Consider the following 24297-nt stretch of genomic DNA (forward strand, 5'->3'; position numbering starts at 1 on the left):
CCCCGTGCGCACCTCACGCCTCCGCAGCGCTCTCGGCTGGACCGCCGCCTACCTCCCGGTCCTCGTCTACGCCGCGCTCATCCTCGTCCCGCTCTACTACCTGCTGGTCAGCGCCTTCAAGACCACGAGCAGCATCGCGCTCGACCCGCTCGGGCTCCCCGGCGGCTTCTCGCTCGAGAAGTTCCTCGACGCGGACGCCGCCGTGCAGCTGTTCGCCGCCTCGGGGAACTCGCTCGCAGTGACGATCGGCGCGGTGCTGCTGACGATCCTCCTCGCCGCGCCGGCCGCCCACGGCATCGCCCGCCGCGCGACGCGGTTCTCGGCCGGAGCGCAGCTGGCGTTCGGGCTGGCGTTCCTCATCCCGCAGTTCGCCGTGCTCGTGCCGACGTACCTGCTGGCCGTCCGCACCGGGCTGATCGCCGTGCCGCTGGTGTTCCTGGTGCTGTTCTACGCCGCGATGAACGTGCCGCTCGCGGTGCTCCTGCTGATCCCCTTCTTCACCGCCGTCCCGAAGGAGATCGAGGAGTCGGCCGAGCTGGACGGAGCGGGGCTGGTGCAGCGGCTCCGGCACGTCCTGATGCCGATCGTCGCGCCGGGCCTCACGACGGTGGGGATCCTGTGCTTCCTAGCCGCGTGGAACGAGTACATCTTCGCCCAGGTGATCACCACGAACGCCTCCTACACGGTGCAGGTCGCTCTGCCGCTGCTGCGCAGCGAGGGCGCGTTCCAGGGGGCGGACGTCGACCTGGCACGCCTCGCGGCGGGCGTCCTGATCAGCGTGGTGCCGGTCTTCGTGCTCTACGCGATCCTCCGCGGCCGGCTGATCGACGCGTTCGCCGCGGGAGCGGTGAAGGGGTGACGCGCGCGGGACGGGCGAGGAGAATGCGGCGATGACGATGCGGGCGCGGATCCTGGCCGCGGTGCTGCGGCTGCCGGCCGCGACCGGGCGGGCGGAGGTCGCGCGCGGCGTCCGCCTCCAGATGCGCGACGGGGTCGAGCTGCTCGCGGACGTGTGGACGCCGGCGCCCGGCGGGGAGGCGTCGCGGGCCGCCGTGCTCGTGCGGACCCCGTACGACCGGCGCGGGCTCGACGCGATCGCCGAGCTCCTGGCGCGGAGGGGCCACCCGGTGGTGGTGCAGAACTGTCGCGGCACCTTCGGCTCGGGCGGCCGCTTCGTCCCCTTCCGCGACGAGGCGGCCGACGGCGCCGACACCCTCGGCATTCTGCGGGCGCGCGGCTGGGCGACGAGGCCCGTCGCCCTGATCGGCGCGAGCTACCTCGGGCACACCGCCCACGCCGTCGCCGCCGAGGCCGACGCCCTGGTGCTGGCGGTGACGGCCGCCGACTTCCGCTCCACGGTCATCCACCCCTCCGAGGTGTTCGCGCTCGAGACGGGGCTCATCTGGAGCGCCGGCCTGCTCACGCAGGAGCAGCCGCTGCTGCGCCGCACGCTCGCGCGCCTCGCGATCCGCCGGCGCATGCCGCGGGCGCTCCTGGCACGCGCGGAGGACGCCGACCGCCTCCTCCTCGGTCACCACTACCCGCCGTACCAGGACTGGGTGGAGCACGACGCGCCCGGCGACCCGTGGTGGGAGCCCGTCGACCACCGGCCGGGTCTGGGCGCGCTCGCTCCCTCCGTGCTGATCGGGGGCTGGTACGACCCGTTCCTGCTCGGGCTGCTCGAGGACCACCGCGCGCTGGTGGCGGCCGACCGGCCGACGCGGCTCGTGATCGGGTCGTGGACGCACGGCTCGCCCGGCGTCCTCGCCGCGCTGCTCCGGGAGTCGATGCGCCTCCTCGGCCCGGAGGCGGCCCCGGCGTCGTCGCCGGTGACCGTGCACGACCGGGGCGCGAGGCGCTGGGCGGACCTCGCGAGCTGGCCGCCCGCCACCCGGCAGCGCGCCCTCGCCCTCGACGGCGGCGGCCGCCTGACCGCGCGGCCGACGGGGAGCACTCGAGTGCAGTGGCGCGTCGATCCGCTCGACCCTCCGCCTCCCGCCGGCGGCCGGACGCTCACCCCCGACTTCGCCGGCCGCCGCGGTCAGCGCACCCGCGAGCGGCGGGCCGACGTCGCCGTCTTCTCGACGCTCCCGCTCCGGCGAGCGGTCGTCCTCGCCGGAGCGCCCTCCGTGACCCTCCGCGTGCTCGCCGACGGTCCGGAGGAGTGGTCCGTGCGCCTCTGCGACGTCGACCGGCTCGGCGTCTCGCGCAACCTCTGCGACGGCTACCTGCGTCCGACCGGAGCCGGCGGGGAGCGGACGCTGAGCATCCCGCTGTCGCCCCTCGCGCACACGGTCCGGCGCGGCCACCGGCTTCGTCTTCAGATCACCGGTTCGGGTCATCCCGTCCATCCCGCGCTCGCCGCCGACAGCGGGAGCCGCACGGTGCTCTCCGGCCCCGGCGCGCGCAGCGAGCTGCTGCTCCCGGTCCTCGAGGGCGGCTGGGAGGCCGCGGACGCGGAAGCGCACCGCCCCCGGAGAGACGGTGCGCTTCTGCGTCGGATCAGACCGCGACGAGCCAGGTGAGCTGCGAGTGCGGCTCGACGATCAGCGGGCCCAGCTCCCTGTTGAACTCGGCTCCGTAGTCGGCCGAGATGTGCGCCTGGAAGGCGTCCTCGTCGCGGTAGACCTCGTAGACGAAGAACCGGGCCGGATCGTCCTCCCGCCGGTAGGGCGTGAACTCGACATTGCCCGGCTCCCGGCGGACCAGGACGGCGAGGTCGGCGATCATGGCGGCGACCGTCTCCTCGTGACCGGGCTTCGCGGTGAACTCGGCGTAGAGGATGCGGGCGCTCATGCCGTCGCCGCCCCGGTCATGATCGCGACCGCGTCGGTCATCGAGTGCGACTGCGGGGTGATCGTCGCGGCCTTCTTGCCGAGGCGCTGGATGTGGATCCGGTCGGCCACGTCGAACACGTGCGGCATGTTGTGGCTGATCAGGATGACCGGGATGCCGCGGTCGCGCAGATTGCGCACGAGCTGCAGCACCTGGTTCGACTCGCGGACTCCGAGGGCGGCGGTCGGCTCGTCGAGGACGACGACCTTCGAGCCGAACGCGGCGGCGCGGGCGACGGCCACGGCCTGGCGCTGACCTCCGGAGAGGTTCTCGACCGGGACCGTGACGTCCTGGAGGGTCGAGATGCCCAGCTCGGTCAGCTCGGCGCGCGCCTCCTTGCGCATTCCGGCGGTGTCGAGCATCCGGAAGACGGAGCCGAGGATCCCCTTCTTGCGCTTCTCGCGGCCGAGGTAGAGGTTCGAGGCGACGTCGAGCGCCGGGGAGACGGCGAGGTTCTGGTAGACCGTCTCGATGCCGGCGCCGCGAGCGTCCTGCGGGCGCTTGAAGGTCACCGGCTGCCCGTCGAGGAGGATCTCGCCCTCGTCGGGGATCTCGGCGCCGGTGAGGCACTTGATCAGCGTCGACTTCCCAGCGCCGTTGTCGCCGATGATGGCGAGGACCTCGCCGGGGTAGAGCTCGAGGCTCACGCCGTCGAGCCCGACCACGCGGCCGAAGGTCTTGACGAGGCGCTTGGCCTGCAGGACGGGGGTGCGGGCGGCGGCGGGAGCGGTGCCCGCGGCGTCGATGAGGGTCACTTGCGAACCTTCCGGATCCACTGGTCGACCGAGACGGCGACGATGATGAGGACGCCGACAGCGAGCGTCTGGTAGAGGACGTCGAGCCCGGCGAGCGAGAGCCCGTTGCGGAAGACGCCGACGATGAGGGCGCCGAGGAGCGTGCCCCAGACCGTGCCGCGCCCGCCGAAGAGGCTGGTGCCGCCGATGACGACCGCGGTGATCGAGTCGAGGTTGAGGTCGGCTCCGGCGTTCGGGCTCGCCGCGTTGGTGCGGCCGATCTGGATCCACGCGCCGATGGCGAGGATTGCGCCGGCGGCGAGGTAGACGCTCATCAGGACGCGGTTCACGCTGATGCCGGCCAGGCGGGCGGCCTCCTTGTCGTCGCCCACCGCGTAGACGTGGCGGCCCCAGGCGGTCTTGCCGAGGATGAACGCGATCACGATGTAGACGAGGAGCATCAGCAGGACGCCGTAGCTGATGCGGACGCCGAGGATGTCGAAGGTGCCGCCGGTGGAGGGCAGCAGGGCCGGCATGTCGGTGCCGCGGACCGTCGAGCCGCTCGAGTAGAGGAGCGTGAGCGCGACGAAGATGTTGAGCGTGCCGAGGGTGACGATGAACGGGGGGAGCCGGAGCTTCGTCACGAGCAGGCCGTTGAAGGCGCCCGCCGCGAGGCCGACGACCAGGCCCAGGAGCAGGGCGACGACCGCCGGGAGCCCGTTCTCGGTCGCGGTCTGCGCGATGACCATTGAGGTGAGGACCATGACCGCGCCGACCGAGAGGTCGATGCCGGCGGTGAGGATGATCAGCGTCTGCGCGACGGCGAGGGTGCCGACCACCGCGACCTGCTGCGTGATGAGCGAGAGGTTCGACGGGTCGAGGAAGCGGTCGTTCAGGAGCCCGAAGACGATGACGGCCAGGACGAGGACGACCGCCGGGCTGACGGCCGGATAGCGGTGCAGGACTCCGCGGACGCGGTCCAGCGGCGTGCGGCGGTCGAGGAACTCGCTCGCGAGGTCGAGTGCGGAGGTCGGCGGATTCGGGTCGGTGGTCTTCTGAGCCACGATGGCCTTTCTGGAGTCGCTGGGAGCGGGAGGAGGAGGGCGGGGCGCCGGAGCGCCCCGCCCGCGGTGGGCTACTCGCCCCAGCAGATCCCGGCGGCGTCGTCGGAGGTGATGCTGTCGAGGCCGTCGACGGGGGTGTCGGTCACCAGCTGCGAGCCGGTGTCGAAGAAGTCGAGGCCCTCGCTGGTGCTGGGCTTGGTGCCGTCCTCGGCGAGCTGGGCGATCGCCTCGACGCCGAGCTGGGCCATCTTCACCGGGTACTGCTGCGCGGTGGCGCCGATGAGACCCTCCTTGACGTTCTTCACGCCGGCGCAGCCGCCGTCGATCGAGACGAGCAGGACGTCCTTCTCCTTGCCCGCGGCCTGGAGGGCCTGGTAGGCGCCGTAGGCGGCGGGCTCGTTGATCGTGTAGACCACGTTCACGTCGGGGTTCTTGGACAGGAGCGTCTCCATGGCGGTGCGGCCGCCGTCCTCGGCGCCCTGGGTGGCCTCGTTGCCGACGATCTCGTAGTCGCCGCCGCTGTAGCTGCCGGTCTTCGCCTCGTCGCCGTTGGTCTGGTCGTCGGCGACGTCGATCCCCATGCCGGTGAGGAAGCCCTGGTCGCGGTTGTAGTCGACCGAGACGACCTTGTCGTCGAAGAGGTCGAGCATCGCGATGGTCGCCTTCTTCCCGTCGAGCTGCGCGGCGGTCCACTCGCCGATGGCCTCGCCGGCCTTGAAGTTGTCGGTGGCGAAGGTGATGTCGACGGCGTCGGCGGGGTCGGGCGCCGTGTCGAGGGCGATGACGAAGAGACCGGCGTCGCGCGCCTTCTGGATGGCGTCGACGACGGAGGGGCCGTTCGGGGTGATCAGGATGCCCTTGTCGCCCTTCGAGATCGCGTTCTCGATGGCCTGGATCTGGGTGTCCTCGTCGCCGTCCTCCTTGCCCGCGGCGAGCGTGAGGTTCACGCCGGCGGAGGTGGCCGCCTCCTTGGCGCCGTCCTCCATCGCGACGAAGAAGGGGTTCGTCGTCGTCTTGACGATGAGGGTGACGCCGACGCCGTCTCCGCTGCCGGCGGTGGAGCCGGCGTCGGACGAGCCGGGGCCGGAGCTGGAGCAGGCGGTCATGCCCAGGGCCGCGAGGATCGCGACGGAGCCGAGGCCGATGTACCGGGTGAGGCGAGGGGAACGGTTCGTCATTGAAAGTCCTGTTCATAAGGCGGGAGCAGCCTCCCGACAACGATGTCAGAGGTAGGTCTATCGGTTCGGTGACGCTAAGGTCAAGCGATCCTCCAGAAAGCGAGACCCGACCGTGACATCGTTGTCAGATCGAAGCGGCGCCGGTGCAGGCCGCCGTCCGACCATGAAGCACGTCGCCGCTCTGGCCGGAGTGGGCATCAAGACGGTCTCCCGGGTCATCAACGGCGAGCCGAACGTGTCGGCCGCCACGATCGAGCGGGTGCAGGCCGCCGCCTCGCAGCTGCAGTACCAGCCGGATCTGCACGCCGGGAACCTCCGCCGCTCCAACGGGCGCACCAACACGCTCGGACTGCTGGTGGGCAGCGTGGCGAACCCCTTCTCGGGTGCTCTCCACCGTGCCGTCGAGGATCTCGCGAACGAGCGCGGGGTCGCGGTCTTCGCCTCGAGCCTCGATGACGACCCGGCCCGTGAGCGCTCCTCGGTGAACGCCTTCGTCTCGCGGCGCGTCGACGGGCTCATCCTGACCACGGTCGCGCCCAGCCAGGCCTACCTGGGCGTCGAGGTCGACCGCGGCACGCCTGCGGTGTTCGTCGACCGCGTCCCCTCGGGGATCACGGCGGACGCGGTGATCACCGACAATGCCGCCGGCATCGCCCGCGCAGTGGGGCACCTCGCCTCCTTCGGGCATCGCCGCATCGCGTTCCTGGGCGACCGGCCCGAGATCTTCACCGCGCAGGAGCGGGAGCGCGGCTTCCTCGAGGAGATGAGCCGGCTCGGCCTGCCGGTGCCGCCCGCGTACGTGCGCCACGGCGCCCACGACGAGCACGCGGCGGAGGAGATGGCGACCGATCTGCTCGACCTCGAGGTGCCGCCGACCGCGATCGTCGGCGGGCAGAACCTGATCACGATCGGCGTGCTCGCCGCGCTCCGCCGTCGTGGCGCGCACGGAAGGGTCGCCCTGATCGGCTTCGACGACATCCCCCTGGCGGAGCTCCTCGAGCCCGCCGTCTCGGTGATCGCGCAGAACCCCGCGGTCATCGGGCGGACGGCCGCCGAGCGGGTGTTCCTCCGCCTCGACGGCGAGGACGAGCCGGCGCAGACGTTCGTGATCCCCACCGAGCTGATCGCCCGCGGCTCCGGCGAGGTGCCCTGCCCCGTCTGAGAGGCGGTAGGACGGGATCTGATCTTTCTCGCAGACCGCTCTTGAATTGTCCGGAGGACAGTCCGTAGATTGCCCAGCAATTGACAACGTTGTCACTCGTGACACGCGCAACGAAGGGCGTTCTTCCGTGCTTTCTCCTCATCGCTCGCTCCCACGGCGCAGCGGCCTGGTGGCCGTCGCCGCCGCGCTCTGCCTCGTCGGCGGCGGGCTCTCCGTCCCCGCTGTCTCCGCCGCTCCGCTCGACGCGGCAGCGGAGACCTACCGTCCGGCGATCCACTACTCGCCGACGAAGAACTGGATGAACGACCCGAACGGGCTCGTGTACTACGAGGGGGTCTACCACCTCTACTACCAGTACAACCCGCAGGGGACGCGCTGGGGGAACATGAGCTGGGGCCACGCCACCAGCACCGACCTCACGCACTGGACCGAGCAGCCGCTCGCGATCCCGGGCGATGCGGAGTCGGACATCTTCTCCGGCTCGATCGTCGTGGACAAGGACAACACCTCCGGATTCGGCACCGCCGAGAACCCGCCCCTGGTGGCGATGTACACGGCCGCGTACAAGACGGGGGAGCAGGCGCAGGCGCTCGCGTACAGCACCGACGCCGGGCAGACGTGGACGAAGTACGAGGGCAACCCGGTCATCGACCGGGACCAGAACGACTTCCGCGACCCGCACGTGTTCTGGTACGACGGAGGCACTGCGGAATCCTCCTACTGGGTGGTCGTCACCGTGGAGGCCGACGACCACAAGGTCCTGCTCCACAAGTCGACCGACCTCAAGAACTGGACCGAGCTCAGCGAGTTCGGCCCGGCGAACGCGACCGGCGGCGTCTGGGAGTGCCCGGACCTGTTCCCGCTGGCGGTCGACGGCGACCCGTCGAACATCAAGTGGGTCATGGTCGTCAACCTCAACCCGGGGGCGGTGGGCGGCGGCTCCGGCGGCCAGTACTTCGTCGGCGACTTCGACGGCACCACCTTCACCTCCGAGTCGACCGTCGGCTCCGACACCCTCCCCGAGGGCACGACCGTCGCCGGGTTCGACGACGGGACGTACAACGGCTGGACCGTGGACAACGAGCCCGGCAACTGGAAGAACGGGCCCTTCGGCTCCGCCCCCGCCACCGGTCCGATCGACGGCCAGCAGACCGTCACCGGCTTCTCGGGGACGGGACTGATCAACGGCTTCAACGACGGCGACTGGCCGGTCGGCACGATGGAGTCGCCCGACTTCACGGTGGACCAGGACCACCTGAACTTCCTCGTCGGCGGCGGGAACCACCCGCACGTCGACGGCACGCAGCTCGCCAACGACCCGCCCGCCGGGAGCGAGCTGCTCTTCGAGGGCTTCGAGTTCCCGGACCAGCAGGGCCTCGCGGACAACGGCTGGGCAGTGACCGGCGACCTCGCCGACGGCACCAACCCCTCGACCAGCGGCGGCGAGTTCTTCCTCGGCCAGAAGCGGATCAACACCTTCGACGGCGGACCGAAGGGCGACGACAACCTCGGCACTCTGACCTCGCCGGAGTTCACGATCGACAAGAGCCACCTGAGCATGCTCGTCGGCGGAGGCTTCCGCCCCGAGGGAGACGCCCAGACCCTCGAGATCCAGCTCGTCGTCGACGGCGAGGTCGTGCAGACCACCGCCGGCACGAACGACGGCGCCCTGAACTGGAAGAGCTGGGACGTCTCGGCCTACCAGGGGAAGGCGGCGCGGATCGTCGTCGTGGACGACGCGACCGGCGGCTGGGGTCACCTGACGGTCGACCACATCGTGCTCGCCGACACCCCGGCGCAGGTCCGCTCCAACGAGACGAGCGTGAACCTCGTCGTCGACGGGGAGATCGTCCGCACCGCGACCGGCAGCGACAGCGAGACGCTGGACTGGAAGAGCTGGGACGTCGCGGACCTCGCCGGCCGCGCGGCGCACCTGCAGGTCGTCGACAACAACCGCGCCGGCTGGGGCCACATCCTCGCCGACCAGTTCATGCTGTCCGACGAGCCCGCGCAGAGCCGCCTCGTCGACTACGACTGGCTCGACTGGGGCCGCGACTACTACGCAGGGGTCACCTTCGACAACGCGCCCGACGACAAGCGGATCATGATCGCGTGGATGAACAACTGGCAGTACGGCGAGGCCATCCCGACCGGGACCTGGCGGGGAGCGATGGCCCTCCCGCGCGAGCTCTCCCTCGAGACCGTCGACGGCGCCCCGAAGCTCGTGCAGAAGGTCGTCGATCAGACCGCGGCCCTCGAGCGCGGAGACGAGGCGTTCACGCTGGGCGCCACGGCCGTCGCCGATGGTGAGACCGCACTCCCGGCTGCCGCCGAGGGCAGCGTCTACAAGCTCGACGCCGTCTTCAGCGCCGGGGACGCGGACTCCTTCGGCCTCTCGGTCCGCAACTCCGCTGACGGCTCCCAGCGCACGCCGATCACCTACGACGTCGCGTCCGGTCAGCTGAGCGTCGACCGCACCCGCTCGGGCGACGTCGGCTTCGACGCCGACTTCCCGTCGGTCGAGACCGCCCCCGTGGCGCTCGACGACGGCGAGCTGCACCTCGAGCTCTACGTCGATCACGCCTCCGTCGAGACGTTCGCGCAGGGCGGACGCGCCACGATCACCGACCAGGTCTTCCCCGACCCGAGCAGCACGGGAGTCTCGCTCCTCTCCTCCGGAGGGACGGCGCGCCTCGAGAGCCTGACGGTCACGCCGCTCACTCCGTCGATGTTCACCGACCCCGCGGCGGTCGCCTCCCTGACCCCCGCGGGCGCGGCGCAGACCGTCGAGGCCGGAGCGGCGATCGCCGGCCTCGGAGTCACCGCAGCGAACGCGGCCGGCGAGCCGGTGGCGGGCGCGGACGTCGCGTACACGATCGAGGGTCCGGCACGCTTCGCCGACGGAGGCACGACCGCCGCCGCGACGACCGGCGCCGACGGCTCCGCTCCGCTCCCCGCGGCCACGGCGGGCCCCGGCACGGGTGCCGTCTCGATCACCGCGGTCTCGGGAGGCGTCAGCCGACTCCTCCCCGCCGTCACCGTCGTCGCCCCGGCGACCCGGGTCGACGTCGACGTGACGATCACCGGCGTGAAGCGCGGCGGCTCGGTCGTGCTGACCGCCACCGCGACGAACGAGGGGAGCACGCCGGTCCGTCTCAGCATCCCGACGGCCTTCGGTGAGCTGAAGGTCACCTCGCTGGCGGCGGGCCGCACGAAGACCGTCTCGGTGGACACGCACCTCTCCCGGGTGCCGTCGGGCTCGTTCCGCGTGACGGCGACCGCACCGGACGGGACCCGGGAGACCTTCCGGGTGGCATACCGCGGCACCGGCAAGTAGCGGCGAGTAGCGACGAGGAGGGGGGCGGCGGCTCGGGGCTGGACCCCGGGCCGCCGCCCCTCTCCTGCGCCCGCTGCCGGATCGCGCGTCCGCGCACCACGCCCGGTCTCCCGCCGCGAGGGCGGGCGCCGATCCGTCACGAACGGTCGTCAGGCACGCCCGGAAGCGACCGTTCGTGACGCCTCGATCGCGGGCCGCGGAACGTGTGCGGGGAACGCCGGACGGAGAGGGGCCGTCAGGCGAGCGGCTCGCGGTCGCGCGTCAGCGGGGCCGCCCGCAGCGCCCGCATGTAGATCCCGTACCGCCGCAGCTGGCCGGCCGCCGCCGCGGCGCGTCCGGGGCGCAGGCCGGACAGCCGGTACACGAGCATCCGCGACGCCATCCCCGCGAGCACGACCGCCCGCCAGACCTGCTGCTGCAGGTCCGAGCGCGCCATCCGCCAGCCGTAGAGGTCGAAGAGGTTGACGATCCAGGCGGTGCCGACGCGGCCGTCGACGCCGCTCGAGGAGCCGCCCATCGCGTGCAGGGCGTGCAGGCGCGGATCGAGGACCACGCGCAGGCCCTCGGCGCGCAGGCGGAGGCAGATCTCGACGTCCTCGGCGTACATGAACCAGCGGTCGGTGAGTCCGCCGACGCGGTCCCAGACGGCCAGCGGGATCATCAGGCAGCCGCCGCTCACCCAGTCGACGTCGCGCGGGCGGCCGTGCAGGTCGGCGGCGAACAGGTAGTGGCCCTCGAAGGAGGGGAAGCGCCGGCCGAGGCGCGAGAGGCCGGTCTGGTGCAGGAGCATCCGGCGGACCGTGGGGGCGTGGCCGGCGGCGACGATCACGACGTCCTCGCCCTCGTTCTCGAGGAGGGGGGAGACGGCGCCGATCGTCGGATCGCTGTCGAGGAGTGACGCGAGCGAGCCGACGACCTCCGCCGAGATCTGCGCGTCGGGGTTCAGCAGCAGCAGGTGCCGGCCGGTGGCGCGAGCGGCGCCGAGGTTGACGGCCCGCGAGAATCCGGCGTTCTCGGTGTTCTCGACGACATGGACGTCCGGGTACTCGGCGCGCAGCACGGCGACCGTCTCGTCGCGCGAGAGGTTGTCGACCACCAGGATCTCGACGCTCTCGTCGCGGCCGGCGAGCGCATCGAGGCAGGAGCGGATGACGCCGATGCTGTTGTAGGTGACGATCACGATCGACACGGACGGCCCGCTCACGGCAGCACCGCCACCATCGCGGCGCGCAGCCGGGCGACCACGGCGTCCCAGCTGTAGTACTCGAGCACCGGAGCCGGATCGAGCGGTTCGGGCGGGTCGGCGACGAGCTCGCGGATCGACGCCGCGATCGCCGGCACGTCGCGCGGATCGACCAGGCGGGCGTGCTCGCCGAGGATCTCGCGGAACACGGGGATGTCGCTGGCGAGGATCGGCGTGCGGCAGGCCAGGGCCTCGAGGGTCGGCAGGCCGAAGCCCTCATCGAGGGTGAGGAAGAGGAACAGTGCGGCGTTCTCGTAGAGCCAGCGCAGCTCCTCCGTCTCGATCCGCCCGAGCAGGCGCACCGAGCCGTCGTCGAGCGCGGCGCGCACGGCCGGAGGGAACTCGGTGCGCACGCCCGAGGCCTCGCCGACGACGAGGAGCGGGAAGGAGGGGGCGAGCACTCCCGAGGCGAGAGCGGCCTCGATCGTGGTCGCGAGGTTCTTGCGCGCGTTGAGGCGGCCGACGGCGAGGAGGAAGCCGTCGAGGCCGTCGACGCCGGCGGGCGCCACGGGCTCCGCGGCGGCGAACGCCCGGTTGAGGCCGAGGCCGACGGGCACGGCGCTCGTCGCGGCGGACGTGCGGACGATGCGGCGCGACTCCGCGACGCTGCTCGCGATCACCACGTCGGCGCGGCGGACGCTGAGCGGCATGAGCGAGAAGTAGGCGCGCTCCTTCCGCGTGAACCACTCCGGATTCGTGAGGAAGAGGAAGTCCTGGATGAACACCGCGGACCGCCCCAGAAGGGGGGTGAAGTTGTGCGCCAGCGTGATGTCCGGACGCAGTCGAAGAGAGAGCAGAGAAAGTTCGATAACGGCGCTGATCCCCTGCGGCCGGAGTCTTGTCGGCACTACTCGGGCGAGTCCCGTTAAATCCCGTCTCGCCGTCTCCACCCCCGTCAGGGGGACGGCAATGACAAGGGAATCCTCAGGAAAGAGTCGCGCCCAGGAGAAGGTGATCTCTCGCATGACCTCACGGTTGGAGATCGGGCCGCGAATCCACCAATTACCATCGAGCAGGACCCGTAGGGATCCTCGGTGCGAACCTGTGCCGGGCATTCGACCCCTGTCTGGGAATGGGTTCTCATGGATGTCCCGACTGTAGCGAACGGACTCCTGCACCGGACGCCCACGAGTACCGGCCCGAGGGTCGCCGCACCGAGGAGAGGGCCCCATGAGAGCTCGACGCCGCACTGCACTCGTCCGCTGGGCCGTCGCCGCGCTGGGGGCTGTCGTGGTGCTCAACGCGGTCGTCGTCGCCCAGACGCAGGTGGGCTCGGACGCGACCGCCGACTTCCTGAGCTCGGTCACGGCGCTGACCAACATCCTCTCGGTGGTCGCCTTCGCGATCGCGGGTCGGAGCGCCTGGCGATCCGCGCGATCCGGGGGCAGGAGGAGTGCTGCGGCGCACGGGGAGTCGCGGGCGATCACAGCGATGCGCACCCTCAACACCGCCACGCTGCTGAGCATGTCGGGCCTGTTCCTGGTGATCTACGGGCCCGCCGTGCTCGGCGACCCGGCCCAGCTGAACCCGAGCACGGTGGTCCTGCACGTGCTCGTGCCGGCGCTCGCGCTGGTCGAGCTGCTCGCCGTCCCGGGCGCCCGCCCGGTCGACCTCCGGCTGGTCTGGGCGGTGATGGTGTTCCCCGTCCTGTGGTTCGCCTACACCTTCGCCCGGGGCGCTCTCACGTCGCGCTACGTGTACGAGTTCCTCGACCCGGAGCTCTCCGGCGGGGAGCGGATCATCGTCGGGATGACCGTCCTGATCCTCTCGATCTTCTTCCTGATGGGTGTCGCGATCCTGTCCCTCCAGCGGTGGCGGACGGCGGTCCGTTCGCCGCTAGTATGAGCGCCAATACCCGCCTTCGGGGGTGCGAGTTAGGCCGTCGAACGAATGCTGTGCACCGTCGCATACGCCTGGTATTGCGACAGCAGATTTCGTCCGGCGATCGCCTGCGACGAGGCGACGCACAACAAAGGGAGAACCGGGACATGGGCAGGTCGGTCGCCATTATCGGCACGCGGGGCTATCCCAGTTACTACGGGGGATTCGAGACAGCCGTCCGACGTCTCGCGCCGTTCCTGGCGGAGCAGGGATGGGAGGTCACGGTCTACGGAAGGCCGGGCACCACGGCCCTGCAGGACCCGGACCGCGACGAGCGGGTGATCACCCGGCAGACGCGGGGAGTCGAGAGCAAGTCGCTCAGCACCCTCTCCTACGGGCTCACGGCCGCTCTCGACGCGGCGAAGCGCAAGCCCGACGTCGCCCTGGTGCTCAACTGCGCCAACGGCTTCTGGCTGCCGATCCTCAAGCAGCGCGGCATCCCCACCGTCGTCAACGTCGACGGCATCGAGTGGGACCGCGCCAAGTGGGGCCGCTTCGCGAAGTTCGTCTTCCACCAGGGCGCGGTCTGGACCGCCCGCCACGGCGACCGCATGGTCTACGACGCCGCGGCGATCGAGACGCGCTGGAAGCGGGAGTTCGGCCGCGACGGCGACGTCATCCCCTATGGCGGCGACGTCCCGCCGGAGCACCCGGTCGAGCCGGGGCTCACCCACCGCGGCTACGCGCTGATCGTGGCGCGCTTCGTCCCCGAGAACACGGTGCCCGAGTTCATCGAGGCGGCCGAGCGGATCGCGCGGACCCACGACGTGGTCGTCGTCGGCTCCTCCGGCTACGGCGGGCCGATCGACCAGGCGGTCAGCGCCCTCGCGCAGCAGAACGCGCGGGTGCACTGGTTCGGGCACGTCAGCGACGACACCCGTCTCCACTCTCTCTGGCAGCACGCCGGGGCCTACTTCCACGGGCACAGCGTCGGCGGCACCAACCCGGCTCTCGTGCAGGCGATGGCCTGCGGGGCTCCGGTCGTCGCCCGCGACACCGTCTTCAACCGCGAGGTGCTCCAGGAGGCGGGGCGCTTCGTCGCTCCGACCCCGGACGCGATCGCCGAGGGCGTGCTCGCCGTGCTGAACGACCCGATCGAGCAGGAGCGGCTCTCGTACCGCGGGCACCTGCGGGCCCTGCACGCCTACTCCTGGGCCGAGGTGAACGCCGGCTACGAGCGCTCGCTGCTCAGCGTCATCGCCGAGCGGGCCTCCGCGGGAGCGAGCAGGAGCCGGGCGTGAGGGCCCCGCGCGACCTCGGCTACGACGACCTCCTCATCAGCTACCACGTCGGCCCGCTGACGGGCGTGACTGCGGAGCGTGTGCGCACCGCGCTGCGCGACCTCCTCCTCTCGCCCCGCGGCGCCGTGCTCCTGCGGCGCCGCACCCGGCTCCGCGGGTGGCGCCGGATCGACGTGGCTGCCGCCCTGGACGCGGCCGAGCGCGCCGTGCGGGTCGTCGACGGCCCCCTCGAGCGCGCGGACCTGGCGCACCGCCTGCTGGCGCCGCAGTTCGCGCCGGGCGAGCTGCCGGTCCGGATCCTGTTCGACGGCGCGACGGTCGGCTTCACCCTCCCGCACAGCCTCTTCGACGGCACCGGAGCGACCGCGGTCGTCGCGCTCGTGATCGAGAAGCTGGGCGCCCCGGGAGCCGATGACACCGCTGGGAAGCCGCTCGCCGCCGCTCCGCTGCGCGAGATCGTGGAGCGCTTCGAGCTCACCGGTCTCACCGGCGCCAGGAGGGCCCGCGACACCTTCCGCACCCTGACCGCCGCGACCGGCACCGGCTACCAGCTCGACACGACCCTCTCGAAGGAGGAGTCGGACCGTCGCGCCCGCCTGGTGACCGCGGTGCTCGGCCCCGAGACGCTCCGGGCGATCGCCGCGACCCCGGAGCAGGCGCGCGACGGCCGGCGCCCCGCCCGCCCGCCGGTGTCGCTCAAGACCGCGAGCCTCGTGCTCCGCTGCCTGCAGGACTGCGCCGCCGACGGCCTCGACTTCCGCGTCGTCGTCCCGGTCGACGCGCGCCGCTGGGTCGCGAAGGGCACGGAGGTCGGCGGCAACCTCTCGCCGTCCCTCCCGCTCGGCCGCCTCCGCGCCGACGACTGGTCCGCGACCTCGCTCCTCGAGCGGCTGTCCGCGGCCACCAGGTCGGGCCTCCCCGCGACCTGGCTGCTCGCGAGCGCGCTGCTGAGCATCAAGACCCTCGTGCAGCACCCGCTGGCACCCCTGCGCACGCCGCGCGGGACGCCCCGCGTGCCGTGGGAGATCCACGTCTCCCTCCCCTCCACCGAGGTGCCCGTCCCGGAGGAGCTGCTGCCGCGGATCGAGCCGGACACCATGGTCGGCGGGATGCCCGCCCACCTGCGCTTCCCGCTCGGCGTCTGGGTCGAGATCGCGCCGCTGCGCGACAGCATGCACCTGACCGTCCACGACGAGACCGGCACCTTCGCTCTCGACGGCTTCGAGGAGCGGCTGCTCGCCGCCGTCGGCGCCCGGGCCGCGGAGGCCTCGTGAGCGGGCTGCTGCGCCTCCTGAACTCCCCGATCACCATGCTCGCGAGCCGCCTCTCGGTGGCGGCGCTCGGGCTGGTCAGCGCCCCGCTGATCGCGCAGGCCCTCGGCCCGAGCGGACGCGGCGAGACGGCCGCGGCCCTCGCCTCGATGTACCTGATCCCGATCGTGCTCGCGCTCGGCATGCCCCTCGAGATCCGCCGGCGCGTTCTCGCCGCGGCGGGCGACCTGGGCGCGGTGCGCACGGCCAGGCGGCTCGCGCTGCTGACCGCGATCCCGGCGGCGCTGATCGCCTGGCTGCTCACCTCCACTCTCCTCTCGGCGCTCGACGAGGCGGCCACGATCGCGGTGTTCGTCGCGATCACCGGGACCCCGCTCATGGTCTGCTGGATGATCGACATCGGCGTCGTCGGGGCGCAGCGCCGCTTCGGAGCGGTCGCGCTGCTCCAGGCCACGCAGCCGCTGGTCTACGTCGGCGGGATCGTGGTGCTGTTCCTCCTCGACTCGATCACCGTCTCGGGCGTGATCTGGTCGAACTTCGCCGGCTCCGTGATGACCGCGCTGATCGGCTCGCTGCTCAACCGACCCCGCGGAGCCGCTCCGGCGCCCTGGCGGCCGCTCGTCCGCGGCTCCGTCACCTTCTACGGCGCTCAGGCGTCGGACGCCGCGTACCAGCGTCTCGACCAGGTGATCATGCTGCCGCTGATTGGCTCCCACCAGGCCGGCCTCTACTCCGTCGCCGTGACGATCGGCACTCTGCCGGTGTTCCTCGCGCACGCGGTCGCCGCTCCGGTCTTCTCGGACATCAGCCGAACGGAGGGCGGCGCCCGCGTCACCGCGACCGGCGACGCGCTGCGCTCGGCCTTCGCGGTCGGCCTGGCCTCGGCCGTGTTCCTCGCCGTCGTCACCCCCTGGGGCGTGCCGTTCCTCTTCGGCGACGAGTTCGCGGAGGCGATGCCCGCGGTCTTCTTCGCGATCCTCGGCTCCGTCTTCGTGGTCGTCACCGTCAGCGCGGGCGAGGTGCTCTCGGCGCGCAACCGCGGCATCAGCCTCACCGTCGCGCAGGGCGCCGGGCTGATCACCTGCCTCGTGCTCCTGTTCGCCTTCGGCCCGGCGAACGGCGCGATCGCCGCCGCCATCGCCAACGCGAGCGGGATCCTGATGGCGCTGGTGGTGATGGTGCTCGCGATCCGGCCCCCGGCGCGGACCATCGTCCCGCGGCCCTCCGACGTGCCGCTGGTCGTCCGGCGCCTCACGATGCGGGGCGGCGCGGCATGACCCGCACCGCGGCGCCGCTGCCCCGGGCCGGCTCCCGTACTGTCGCCCGCGGACCGGTGCGCACCCGCCGCACACTCCGCGCCCTCCTCGGCCGTGACGGGCTCGGCCTGCCGTGGCTGGGAGTCCTGCTGCTGGTCTTCGCCCTCCCCGCGAACGGAGTCGCCTCCGCGTTCCTCCCGGGCGCCTCGGCGACCGCGTTCGGCGCGATCAAGGACGCCACGATCCTCGGGCTCTTCCTGCTCGTGCTGGTCAGCGGGCGGATCAAGCGGGTGCCGGTGCCGATCGTCGTGCTGGTGCTGATGATCGTCGGCCTCGGCGCCGTCTCGGCCGTGTGGACCGAGAACCCGATCCAGGCCGCGTACGGCTGGCGCAACGACTTCCTGCCGTTCCTCGCGCTCATCGTGGTGCCCGCGGTGCTCGAGAAGCGCCACCTCGGGATCCTCGCGACCGCGTTCGTCGTCGCGCTGCAGCTCTCGTCGATCACGACGATCCTCACCTGGAACCAGGGCCTCGACTGGCTGTTCACCCTCGGGGTGTTCCCGCTGGCTCCCGGGACGCCGTTCCCCTCCTCCCTCTTCGTCGCCGGGAGCATCGTGCCCCGCGGCTTCAGCCCCTACAGCGCCCCGAACGAGAGCGCCGTCGCCGTCACGATCGCGCTCGCCGTGCTGTGGACCCGCCCCCGCTGGCCGCTGTGGCTGAAGGGCGCTCTGACGCTCCTGCCGCTGGTGGCCGTCTACCTGACGCAGTCCCGGAGCGGCTACATCGGCCTGGCGATGCTCGCGGTGACCCTGGTGGCCTGGGCGCTGTTCCGCGCGAAGCCGATGCTGGTGTGGGCGATGCTCACCGTGACCACGGCCGCGGCCGTCGGCGGAGTCACGCTCTACCTCTACATCGACAAGGTGATCTCGCACGTCGCCGACCCGTCGCTGATCGGCCACAGCGACAGCCTGCTCGAGAACATCCCGCTGCTCGTCGCGCACCCGTTCGGCTTCGGCCTCGGCAAGGTCGGCCCGCGCGCGCAGCTGTACTCGACCGACAGCGTCCTCGTCGAGAGCTTCTTCCTCGTGCTCGCGATCGAGTCGGGGATCATCGTGATGCTGCTGTTCGCGGCGCTGCTGGTGTATCTGTTCCTCCGCGGGCTGCGCGCGCCGACCCTCGACGGCTTCCTGCCCACGGCCGTGGTCGCGGGCACGCTGGTCAGCTACACGGTGCTGCCGACGCTCCAGGAGGGTCCGGTGGCATACACGCTCTGGATCGTCTGCGGCATGGGCGTCGTGGCGGGGCGGGCCGAGCAGGCGGTGCGCGTGGGCACCGCCCGGGTCCGCGAGCCCTCACCCTCGCGCAACGCCGCCCACCTCGACGGGCCGCGCGCCGGCACCGGGGCGCACGTCGTCACTCCCCGCGGGGAGGGGCGCCGGCAGCGGCTGCAGCGCGCGCGCGTCTCAGGCGGACGCCGTCGCCGCGGCGGCGACGACCGTGCTGCGGGGAGCCTGCGCGACCACGGTCCCGAGGACGTCGCCCCCGACGTCCCGTAGCCGGTCTGCCGCGGCGACGAGGTCGGCCGAGGACGAGACGCCGGCGCCCGCGACGAGGACGGTCGTGGCGACCATCTTGCCCAGCAGCACCGCGTCGGTGGCCGAGAGGATCGCGGGGGAGTCGACGATCACGTGGTCGTAGCGGCGCGAGAGGTGCGCGATCACGCGCTCCATCGCGGGGGTGCCGATCAGGTCGCTCGGGTTCGCCTGGCTGCCGCCGGCCGTGAGCACCGTGACGCCCTGGGCGCTGACGGGCAGCGACCCGTCGGCGGGCAGGGTGCCGGTGCGGAGCAGGTCGGCGAGGGTCGGTCCGCCCGTGGGGACGCGGAAGACCGTCGACTGCGCCGGGTCGCGCAGGTCGGCGTCGATCAGCACCACGGTGCGGCCGATCTGGGCGATCGAGACGGCGAGGTTCGCGGCCACCGTGCTCTTGCCGTCGCCCTCGCGGGCGGAGGTGACGAGCAGGGTGCGCTCGTGGGTGCCGGAGCCGAAGAGGAGCGTCGTGCGCAGCATCCGGAACGACTCGGCGACGGCGCTGCGGCCGTCCACGACGAGGGGGGAGCGGCGGACGGCCGTGTCGAAGGGGATCGACTCGAGCACCGGGAGGGTGGTGCCGGCGGCGACGTCCTTCGCCGAGCGGATGCGGGAGTCGCCGAGCGAGCGCAGCACGACGACGCCGACGCCGAGGATGAGGCCGGTCGCTCCGCCGAGCACCAGGTACACCAGCAGGTCGGGGCTGAGCGGCGATCCCGGCACGGAGGCGGCCTCGAGCACCTTCACGTCGACCCGGCTCGTGCCGCCCGTGACGGGGCGCTCGATCTGCGCGACGTAGCTGCGCAGGCTCTCGGCGACCGCGTCGGCGATCCGCGCGGCCTGCTGGGCGTCGGCGTCGACCACGTCGATGCTCATGATGACCGTGCCGGGGAGCGCGGCCGGAGTGACCTCGCCCGCCAGGTCGCCGACGGTCATGTCGAGTCCGAGGTCGTCGATGACGGGCTGCAGCACCGAGCTCGAGTCGACCAGCGCGACGTAGGAGGCCACCCGGGCCTCGGCGCTGGTGAAGGACGCGCCGACCTCGGCGCTGGACTGGTTGTCGGCGGTCGCGACGGAGACGAACACGGTCGTCTGCGCCCGGTACTCCGACTCCGACGCCATGGTCGCCACGGAGGCGGCCGCGAGGCCGAGGGCGACGAAGATCGAGATGACGAGCCAGCCCCTGCGGAGGAGTCGTCCGTACTCGCGAATTCCCACAGTGCCGTCCTAGTCGAGGAGGGATCCGGCGGAGCGGATCGAGACGATGAGCGTGCTGATGTCGATCCTGGCAGAACCGGGCCTCGTGTCACCGGCGCCGGGCCGTGCGGACGCCTCCGGACCGGCGCGGCGGGGCGCATCCGGGCCGTCGGGGGCTCAGGCCTGTCGGATCCCGCCCGGTCGGTGTCGCGGGACGACGGACGGCGGCAGGCCGGACCGCGCCGGACCGCCTCCGCTGCCGCCCCCGGCCGTGCCTAGTTCTTGTAGCTCCTGGTGAGGGTGTTGTTGCCGGGGGTGGGGTCGCCGATCGCGGTGGAGCTCTTGGCGGTGATGGTGGAGGTGCCGGTCTTGGGCGTGAGGACGATGGTCCGGGTGGTGCTCTGCCCGGCTCCGAGGGTGGGGATCTTCCAGGTGAGGACCGTGGTCCCGGCGATCTTGCCGGGGGTGCGGGTGGCGCCTCCGGTGTCGGTGACGGTGGTGGGGACGATCATCTGGATGACGGTGGATCCGGTGTCGCGGGTGCCGACGTTGGTGACGGTGGTGGTGGCGGTGAGGGTCCTGCCGGTGATCTTCGTGGCGGTGGGGGTGAGGGCGACCTTCAGGTCGGCGCGGCTGCCGGAGACGATCTTGACGATGCGGGTGGCGGTCGCGGCGGCCCAGGTGCCGTCGCCGGCCTGGGCGGCGGTGACGGTGCAGGCGCTCGTCCCGGTGAGGGTCACCGTTCCCGCGGAGGTGACGGTGCACGGGCCGGTGGCGGTGTAGGCCACCGGGAGACCGGAGGAGGCCTTCGCGGCGAGGGAGTAGGCGACTCCGGTGGTCGGGGTCGCCGACGTGTTCGCGGTGAAGGCGACGGTCTGCGGCTTCTTCTGGATCGACGCGGCGGTCACCACGAGGGTGCGGGTCGCCTGCGGGGCGGCGTTCCGGTCGGCGTCGCCGGCCTGATCCAGGGTGAGCACGCAGTCTCCCGGAGCGGCGAAGGTCACGGTGCCGTTCGCGACGGTGCAGGCCGCGGAGGCGGTCCCGAGGACGATCGGGGCGCTCGACGCGCCGCCGGTGACGGTCGGAGTCCACGTTCCTCCGACGACCGCCGCGGGAGCGGTGGAGGTGAAGGCGACCGTCTGCGCAGCCCTGCCGATCGTGAAGGCGCGGTCGGCGCGAGCAGCGGCGTGCGCAGCGTCGCCGGCCTGCTCGAGGGTCAGGGTGCAGGTGCCGGCGTGGTCGTAGGAGACCGAGCCCCCGGAGACCGAGCAGGCCCCCGAGGCGGTGAGGCGGGGATCCGCGGAGGAGGGGCCTCGGACGATCACCGGCGTGGACGATCCGCCGACGACCGCGTCGCCTGGAGCCTCGCCGCCGAACGAGACGGACCCGGCGGCCAGGCCCACCGCGATGGTCTGCGAGACCTGCGGAGCGGCGAGATGACCGGAGTCCCCGGCCTGATCGGCCGTGACGGTGCAGGTGCCGGCGCCTCCGAAGGTGACGACGCCGTCCGTCAGGGTGCAGGCGCCTGAGGCGGCGAGCACGACCGGCTGCCCGGACGCGCCGCCCGTCGCGGCGGGCGTGTAGGTGCCGCCCGGGACGGCGGGGGAGGGGGGAGTGGAGGCGAAGGCGATCGTCTGGGCCGGGAGGGTCACCTGAACGGTGCCGGCGACGTTCGGAGCCTGCTGATAGGTGGAGTCGCCCTGCTGGAACGCGTAGTACGAGCAGGTGCCGACAGCGGTGAGGAGGATGTCGACGGAGCCCGGATCGACCCGGGTCGTGCGGCAGGCGTCGTACGCGACGGCGAAGGCGGGCAGGCCCGAGCTCGTGGTCATCGTGAGGGTGACGGTGTCGCCGACGGCTCCGGTCGTGGGAGGGGTCGGGGCGAGGGTGATCGTCTGGGGTCCCTTCCGCACCGTGAAGGTGGACGACCGCTGCAGAGCGGGCGCGTAGTCCGCGTTCCCGAGCTGGTCGGCGGTGACGACGCACTCCTCGCCGACCTCGGTGAAGGTCACCACGCCGTCGGCGATGGTGCAGCCGCCGGTCGCGCCGTAGGTCGTGGGAAGCCCCGACGTGGCTGTCGCGACGGGGGAGTAGGTGGCGGAGCGCGCGGTGTCGATGCCGTGCGGGTAGTCGTAGACGATGCTCTGCGGGAGGCGGTCAACGGTGAACGATCCGGTGCGCTGCGGCGCGGGGAGGTAGAGCTCCGAGCCCTCCTGGTCGAAGCGGATGGTGCAGGTGCCCGGGCGGAGGTTGCGCACGGAGGTGCCGCCGATGATCGAGCAGACCTCCGGGGTCGTGCTCGTGACCGTGACCGGCAGGCCGCTGCCGGCACTGGCGCGGAGGTCGGCGTCCTCATCCGTCGTGAGAGCGCTCGTGGGGAGGCGGAAGTCGATGCTCTGCGCCTTCCGCACCACCTCCTCCACCGGCTTCGCGACCACCGTGAAGCTCGTCTCGACCGCCGGGGCCGACGCGTAGCGCTGGTCGCCGGGCTGGCCGGCGCGGACGACGCAGGTCCCCGCGGCGACGCCCGCGAACACGGACCGGCTCAGTCCCTCGAAGAGGAACGGAGTGCCGTCGAGCCGGCAGACCTCCGGCGTCGTGGTCGTGAAGTCCACCGGGAGACCCGAGGTGGACGTCGCGGTCACCGAGTAGGAGCCGGTCGAGTACGCGTAGCCCGCCAGCGCGAAGGCGACCGACTGGGACCTGGGCGAGAGAGTCCTGGTGCGGACGACGTCCGGAGCCGCGGTCCAGCCCGTCCCCCCGGCCTGGGAGGCGGTGATGGAGCAGAGCCCGCCGATCCGGCCGACCGCGCGTCCCGCGGTCACCGTGCACACGTCAGGAGTGGTGCTGACGTAGGTCACCGGCAGACCCGAGGACGCGGTGGCCTGCAGGACGAGGTCCCGACCGTCGGTGTCGAGGCCGGTCAGCTCCGGGAACGCGATCGTCTGCCCGGTCTGCGCGGTGAGGGTGAAGGTCGAGCGCGTGATCGGCGTCCGTGCGTAGACGACGGGATCCCGGTTGTACCCGTTGAATCCGGTGTAGAGCGCGCGGATCTCGTGGCTCCCGCGCGCGAATCCCTCCGGGACCTCGATGCTCACGGTCTCGGACGTCTCCGCACCGGTCAGCGCGACGGTGCCGAGCGGTCGCTGCGTCTGGCCGGTGAACTCGGTGAACGAGATCGATCCTCCGCCGATCTGGTCCGGCTTCCTCGTGTAGCCGGTGTCGACGTCCCGGTACGAGTTCTTCGAGAGAGTGGCGGTGAGGGTCGTGGGGACGTCGATCGCGGTCGTCGACGCGCTCACCGTCATGGTGGCGTCGGGGAGCCAGGCGACCAGTGCGTCGCCGACCTTGTAGGGGCTGAGCCCGGGATCGGCGATCGGCCAGCTCCCTCCGCCTCCGCCTCCGCCGCCGGCTGCTCCCAGGTTGGTGTAGATGAACTCGCCGCCGCCCGCTCCGCCTCCGCCGCCGCCCGCCGATCCGGCGCCGCCCTGTCCGCCGCTGGCGTAGACGTCGCCCGAGGCCCGCGCGCCTGCTCCGCCGAAGCCGTGAGGGTCGGCGCCCAGGCCGTCCCAGAACATGTGCCCGGTCCCGCCGCTCGCCTCCGAGCCGAACGTCGGGACGGCATCGAGGAAGCCGCCGAGGTAGGCGGTGTCGCCACCGCTGCCGCCGGTCCCCGGGGTGTCGATCGTCGCACCGCCGCCGCCGCCACCGGGGAAGCCGCCGGTGCCGTGGCCCGCTTCGCCCGGCCGGCCGGCGGCACCGCCGTCGGAGCCGTCGTACAGGATGGTCGCGTTCGATCCGCTTCCTCCGCCCGCGGCGACGGCGATGACATCGCCGCCGACGGGGTCGCAGTTCTCGTCGGGTTCGCTGAAGGACACCCACTTGGCGTCCCCACCCCCCTCGAAGCCCCCGCTCCGGAGGCTTCCCCAGTAGATCGTCTGACCGGGCGTCACCTTCACGTCGTAGAGCCTGAGAGCCGCGCCGGCGCCGCCGGTGCCCCCGGTGTTCCCCACGCTGTCGAAGTCCTGACCGTCGGCGCCTCGGTTTCCCCGGGCGGTGACGTCGGCGGTGTGGACGTTCGCAGGCACAGTGAACCTGCCGTCCGTCGTGCACGCGTCCAAGAACCGATTGGCGGAGGCGGGGGGTGCGCCGACCAGCGTGAGCGCCGCGGCGGCGAGAACCACCGCGAGACCGCCGGCGAGGGGGCGCCGGAGGCGGGACCGCGTCGAGGGGGACCGGGAACATGTTCGGGGACGGGCTGGGCGCCGACCCTCACGGCTGCGGCGGAGCAGGCGCGCGGGCCTCGGGC

At 72.3% G+C, this 24297-nt stretch carries 17 protein-coding genes; 9 read left to right on the forward strand and 8 right to left on the reverse strand.

Features of this window, described 5'->3' with window-relative positions:
* The first annotated feature begins 4 nt into the window (after positions 1-4).
* Both C5C59_RS01825 and C5C59_RS01830 read left to right on the forward strand, forming a co-directional pair.
* On the forward strand, positions 5-859 hold the full coding sequence (locus C5C59_RS01825) for a carbohydrate ABC transporter permease (RefSeq protein ID WP_104238954.1): 855 nt from the start codon (positions 5-7) through the stop codon (positions 857-859).
* Positions 860-890: 31 nt separating this feature from the next.
* On the forward strand, positions 891-2525 hold the full coding sequence (locus tag C5C59_RS01830) for a CocE/NonD family hydrolase (RefSeq protein ID WP_104238955.1): 1635 nt from the start codon (positions 891-893) through the stop codon (positions 2523-2525).
* Here C5C59_RS01830 and C5C59_RS01835 read toward each other — a convergent pair.
* From C5C59_RS01835 to C5C59_RS01850, 4 genes are all read right to left on the reverse strand, one after another.
* Positions 2503-2796, reverse strand: coding sequence for a putative quinol monooxygenase (locus C5C59_RS01835; RefSeq protein ID WP_104238956.1), 294 nt, complete (start codon positions 2794-2796; stop codon positions 2503-2505). The genes C5C59_RS01830 and C5C59_RS01835 overlap by 23 nt on opposite strands.
* Entirely contained in the window at positions 2793-3590 is a 798-nt protein-coding gene (locus tag C5C59_RS01840; protein WP_104238957.1) for an ATP-binding cassette domain-containing protein, read from the reverse strand. The genes C5C59_RS01835 and C5C59_RS01840 overlap by 4 nt, the downstream gene beginning before the upstream one ends.
* Complete coding sequence (locus C5C59_RS01845) at positions 3587-4633, reverse strand: ABC transporter permease (protein WP_104238958.1); 1047 nt, start codon at positions 4631-4633, stop codon at positions 3587-3589. The genes C5C59_RS01840 and C5C59_RS01845 overlap by 4 nt, the downstream gene beginning before the upstream one ends.
* Before the next feature lie 71 nt (positions 4634-4704).
* A complete protein-coding gene (locus C5C59_RS01850; protein WP_104238959.1) occupies positions 4705-5811 on the reverse strand; it encodes a substrate-binding domain-containing protein in 1107 nt (368 codons plus the stop codon).
* 163 nt (positions 5812-5974) lie between these two features.
* Here C5C59_RS01850 and C5C59_RS01855 point away from each other — a divergent pair, with 163 nt between their 5' ends.
* Together C5C59_RS01855 and C5C59_RS01860 are read left to right on the forward strand one after the other, a co-directional pair.
* Positions 5975-6973 (forward strand): LacI family DNA-binding transcriptional regulator, encoded by a 999-nt coding sequence (locus C5C59_RS01855; protein ID WP_104238960.1) that lies wholly within the window; start codon positions 5975-5977, stop codon positions 6971-6973.
* Positions 6974-7271: 298 nt separating this feature from the next.
* Positions 7272-10310: a GH32 C-terminal domain-containing protein gene (locus C5C59_RS01860; RefSeq protein ID WP_104238970.1), complete on the forward strand. Its 3039-nt coding sequence runs from the start codon at positions 7272-7274 to the stop codon at positions 10308-10310.
* 235 nt (positions 10311-10545) lie between these two features.
* Here C5C59_RS01860 and C5C59_RS01865 read toward each other — a convergent pair whose 3' ends face one another.
* The gene (locus tag C5C59_RS01865) at positions 10546-11499 is read right to left on the reverse strand and encodes a glycosyltransferase family 2 protein (RefSeq protein ID WP_181136089.1); all 954 of its coding nucleotides are present in this window, start codon (positions 11497-11499) and stop codon (positions 10546-10548) included.
* Positions 11500-11510: 11 nt separating this feature from the next.
* Positions 11511-12401: a glycosyltransferase family 1 protein gene (locus C5C59_RS17135; RefSeq protein ID WP_181134800.1), complete on the reverse strand. Its 891-nt coding sequence runs from the start codon at positions 12399-12401 to the stop codon at positions 11511-11513.
* A 322-nt stretch (positions 12402-12723) separates the two neighbouring features.
* Between C5C59_RS17135 and C5C59_RS17140 the strand changes: the two genes are divergently transcribed.
* The 5 genes from C5C59_RS17140 (at position 12724) to C5C59_RS01895 (ending at position 18758) form a co-directional block, all read left to right on the forward strand.
* A complete protein-coding gene (locus C5C59_RS17140) occupies positions 12724-13398 on the forward strand; it encodes a Pr6Pr family membrane protein (RefSeq protein WP_181134801.1) in 675 nt (224 codons plus the stop codon).
* Between the two features lie 143 nt (positions 13399-13541).
* A complete protein-coding gene (locus C5C59_RS01880; RefSeq protein WP_104238963.1) occupies positions 13542-14675 on the forward strand; it encodes a glycosyltransferase in 1134 nt (377 codons plus the stop codon).
* Positions 14672-15949, forward strand: coding sequence for a hypothetical protein (locus C5C59_RS01885; protein ID WP_104238964.1), 1278 nt, complete (start codon positions 14672-14674; stop codon positions 15947-15949). Before C5C59_RS01880 ends, C5C59_RS01885 begins: the two co-directional genes overlap by 4 nt.
* On the forward strand, positions 15946-17223 hold the full coding sequence (locus tag C5C59_RS01890; protein ID WP_104238965.1) for a lipopolysaccharide biosynthesis protein: 1278 nt from the start codon (positions 15946-15948) through the stop codon (positions 17221-17223). The genes C5C59_RS01885 and C5C59_RS01890 overlap by 4 nt, the downstream gene beginning before the upstream one ends.
* Positions 17220-18758 carry an O-antigen ligase gene (locus C5C59_RS01895; RefSeq protein WP_104238966.1) on the forward strand — a complete coding sequence of 513 codons (1539 nt, stop codon included), beginning with the start codon at positions 17220-17222 and terminating at the stop codon, positions 18756-18758. The genes C5C59_RS01890 and C5C59_RS01895 overlap by 4 nt, the downstream gene beginning before the upstream one ends.
* Here the strand turns inward: C5C59_RS01895 and C5C59_RS01900 are convergent.
* Both C5C59_RS01900 and C5C59_RS17680 read right to left on the reverse strand, forming a co-directional pair.
* Positions 18666-20009 carry a polysaccharide biosynthesis tyrosine autokinase gene (locus C5C59_RS01900; RefSeq protein ID WP_104238967.1) on the reverse strand — a complete coding sequence of 448 codons (1344 nt, stop codon included), beginning with the start codon at positions 20007-20009 and terminating at the stop codon, positions 18666-18668. The genes C5C59_RS01895 and C5C59_RS01900 overlap by 93 nt on opposite strands.
* A gap of 254 nt (positions 20010-20263) precedes the next feature.
* Positions 20264-24001: a DUF11 domain-containing protein gene (locus tag C5C59_RS17680; protein WP_181134802.1), complete on the reverse strand. Its 3738-nt coding sequence runs from the start codon at positions 23999-24001 to the stop codon at positions 20264-20266.
* Positions 24002-24297 lie beyond the last annotated feature (296 nt).

Source organism: Rathayibacter sp. AY1F4 (assembly GCF_002931775.1).
GTDB lineage: Bacteria > Actinomycetota > Actinomycetes > Actinomycetales > Microbacteriaceae > Rathayibacter.

Bases quoted from the DNA above. Each gene is read 5' to 3' on its own strand.
- C5C59_RS01830 (WP_104238955.1), top strand. From the start codon at position 891: ATGACGATGCGGGCGCGGATCCTGGCCGCGGTGCTGCGGCTGCCGGCC.
- C5C59_RS01835 (WP_104238956.1), bottom strand. From the start codon at position 2,796: ATGAGCGCCCGCATCCTCTACGCCGAGTTCACCGCGAAGCCCGGTCAC.
- C5C59_RS01850 (WP_104238959.1), bottom strand. From the start codon at position 5,811: ATGACGAACCGTTCCCCTCGCCTCACCCGGTACATCGGCCTCGGCTCC.
- C5C59_RS01855 (WP_104238960.1), top strand. From the start codon at position 5,975: ATGAAGCACGTCGCCGCTCTGGCCGGAGTGGGCATCAAGACGGTCTCC.
- C5C59_RS01860 (WP_104238970.1), top strand. From the start codon at position 7,272: ATGAACGACCCGAACGGGCTCGTGTACTACGAGGGGGTCTACCACCTC.
- C5C59_RS17140 (WP_181134801.1), top strand. From the start codon at position 12,724: ATGAGAGCTCGACGCCGCACTGCACTCGTCCGCTGGGCCGTCGCCGCG.
- C5C59_RS01880 (WP_104238963.1), top strand. From the start codon at position 13,542: ATGGGCAGGTCGGTCGCCATTATCGGCACGCGGGGCTATCCCAGTTAC.
- C5C59_RS01895 (WP_104238966.1), top strand. From the start codon at position 17,220: ATGACCCGCACCGCGGCGCCGCTGCCCCGGGCCGGCTCCCGTACTGTC.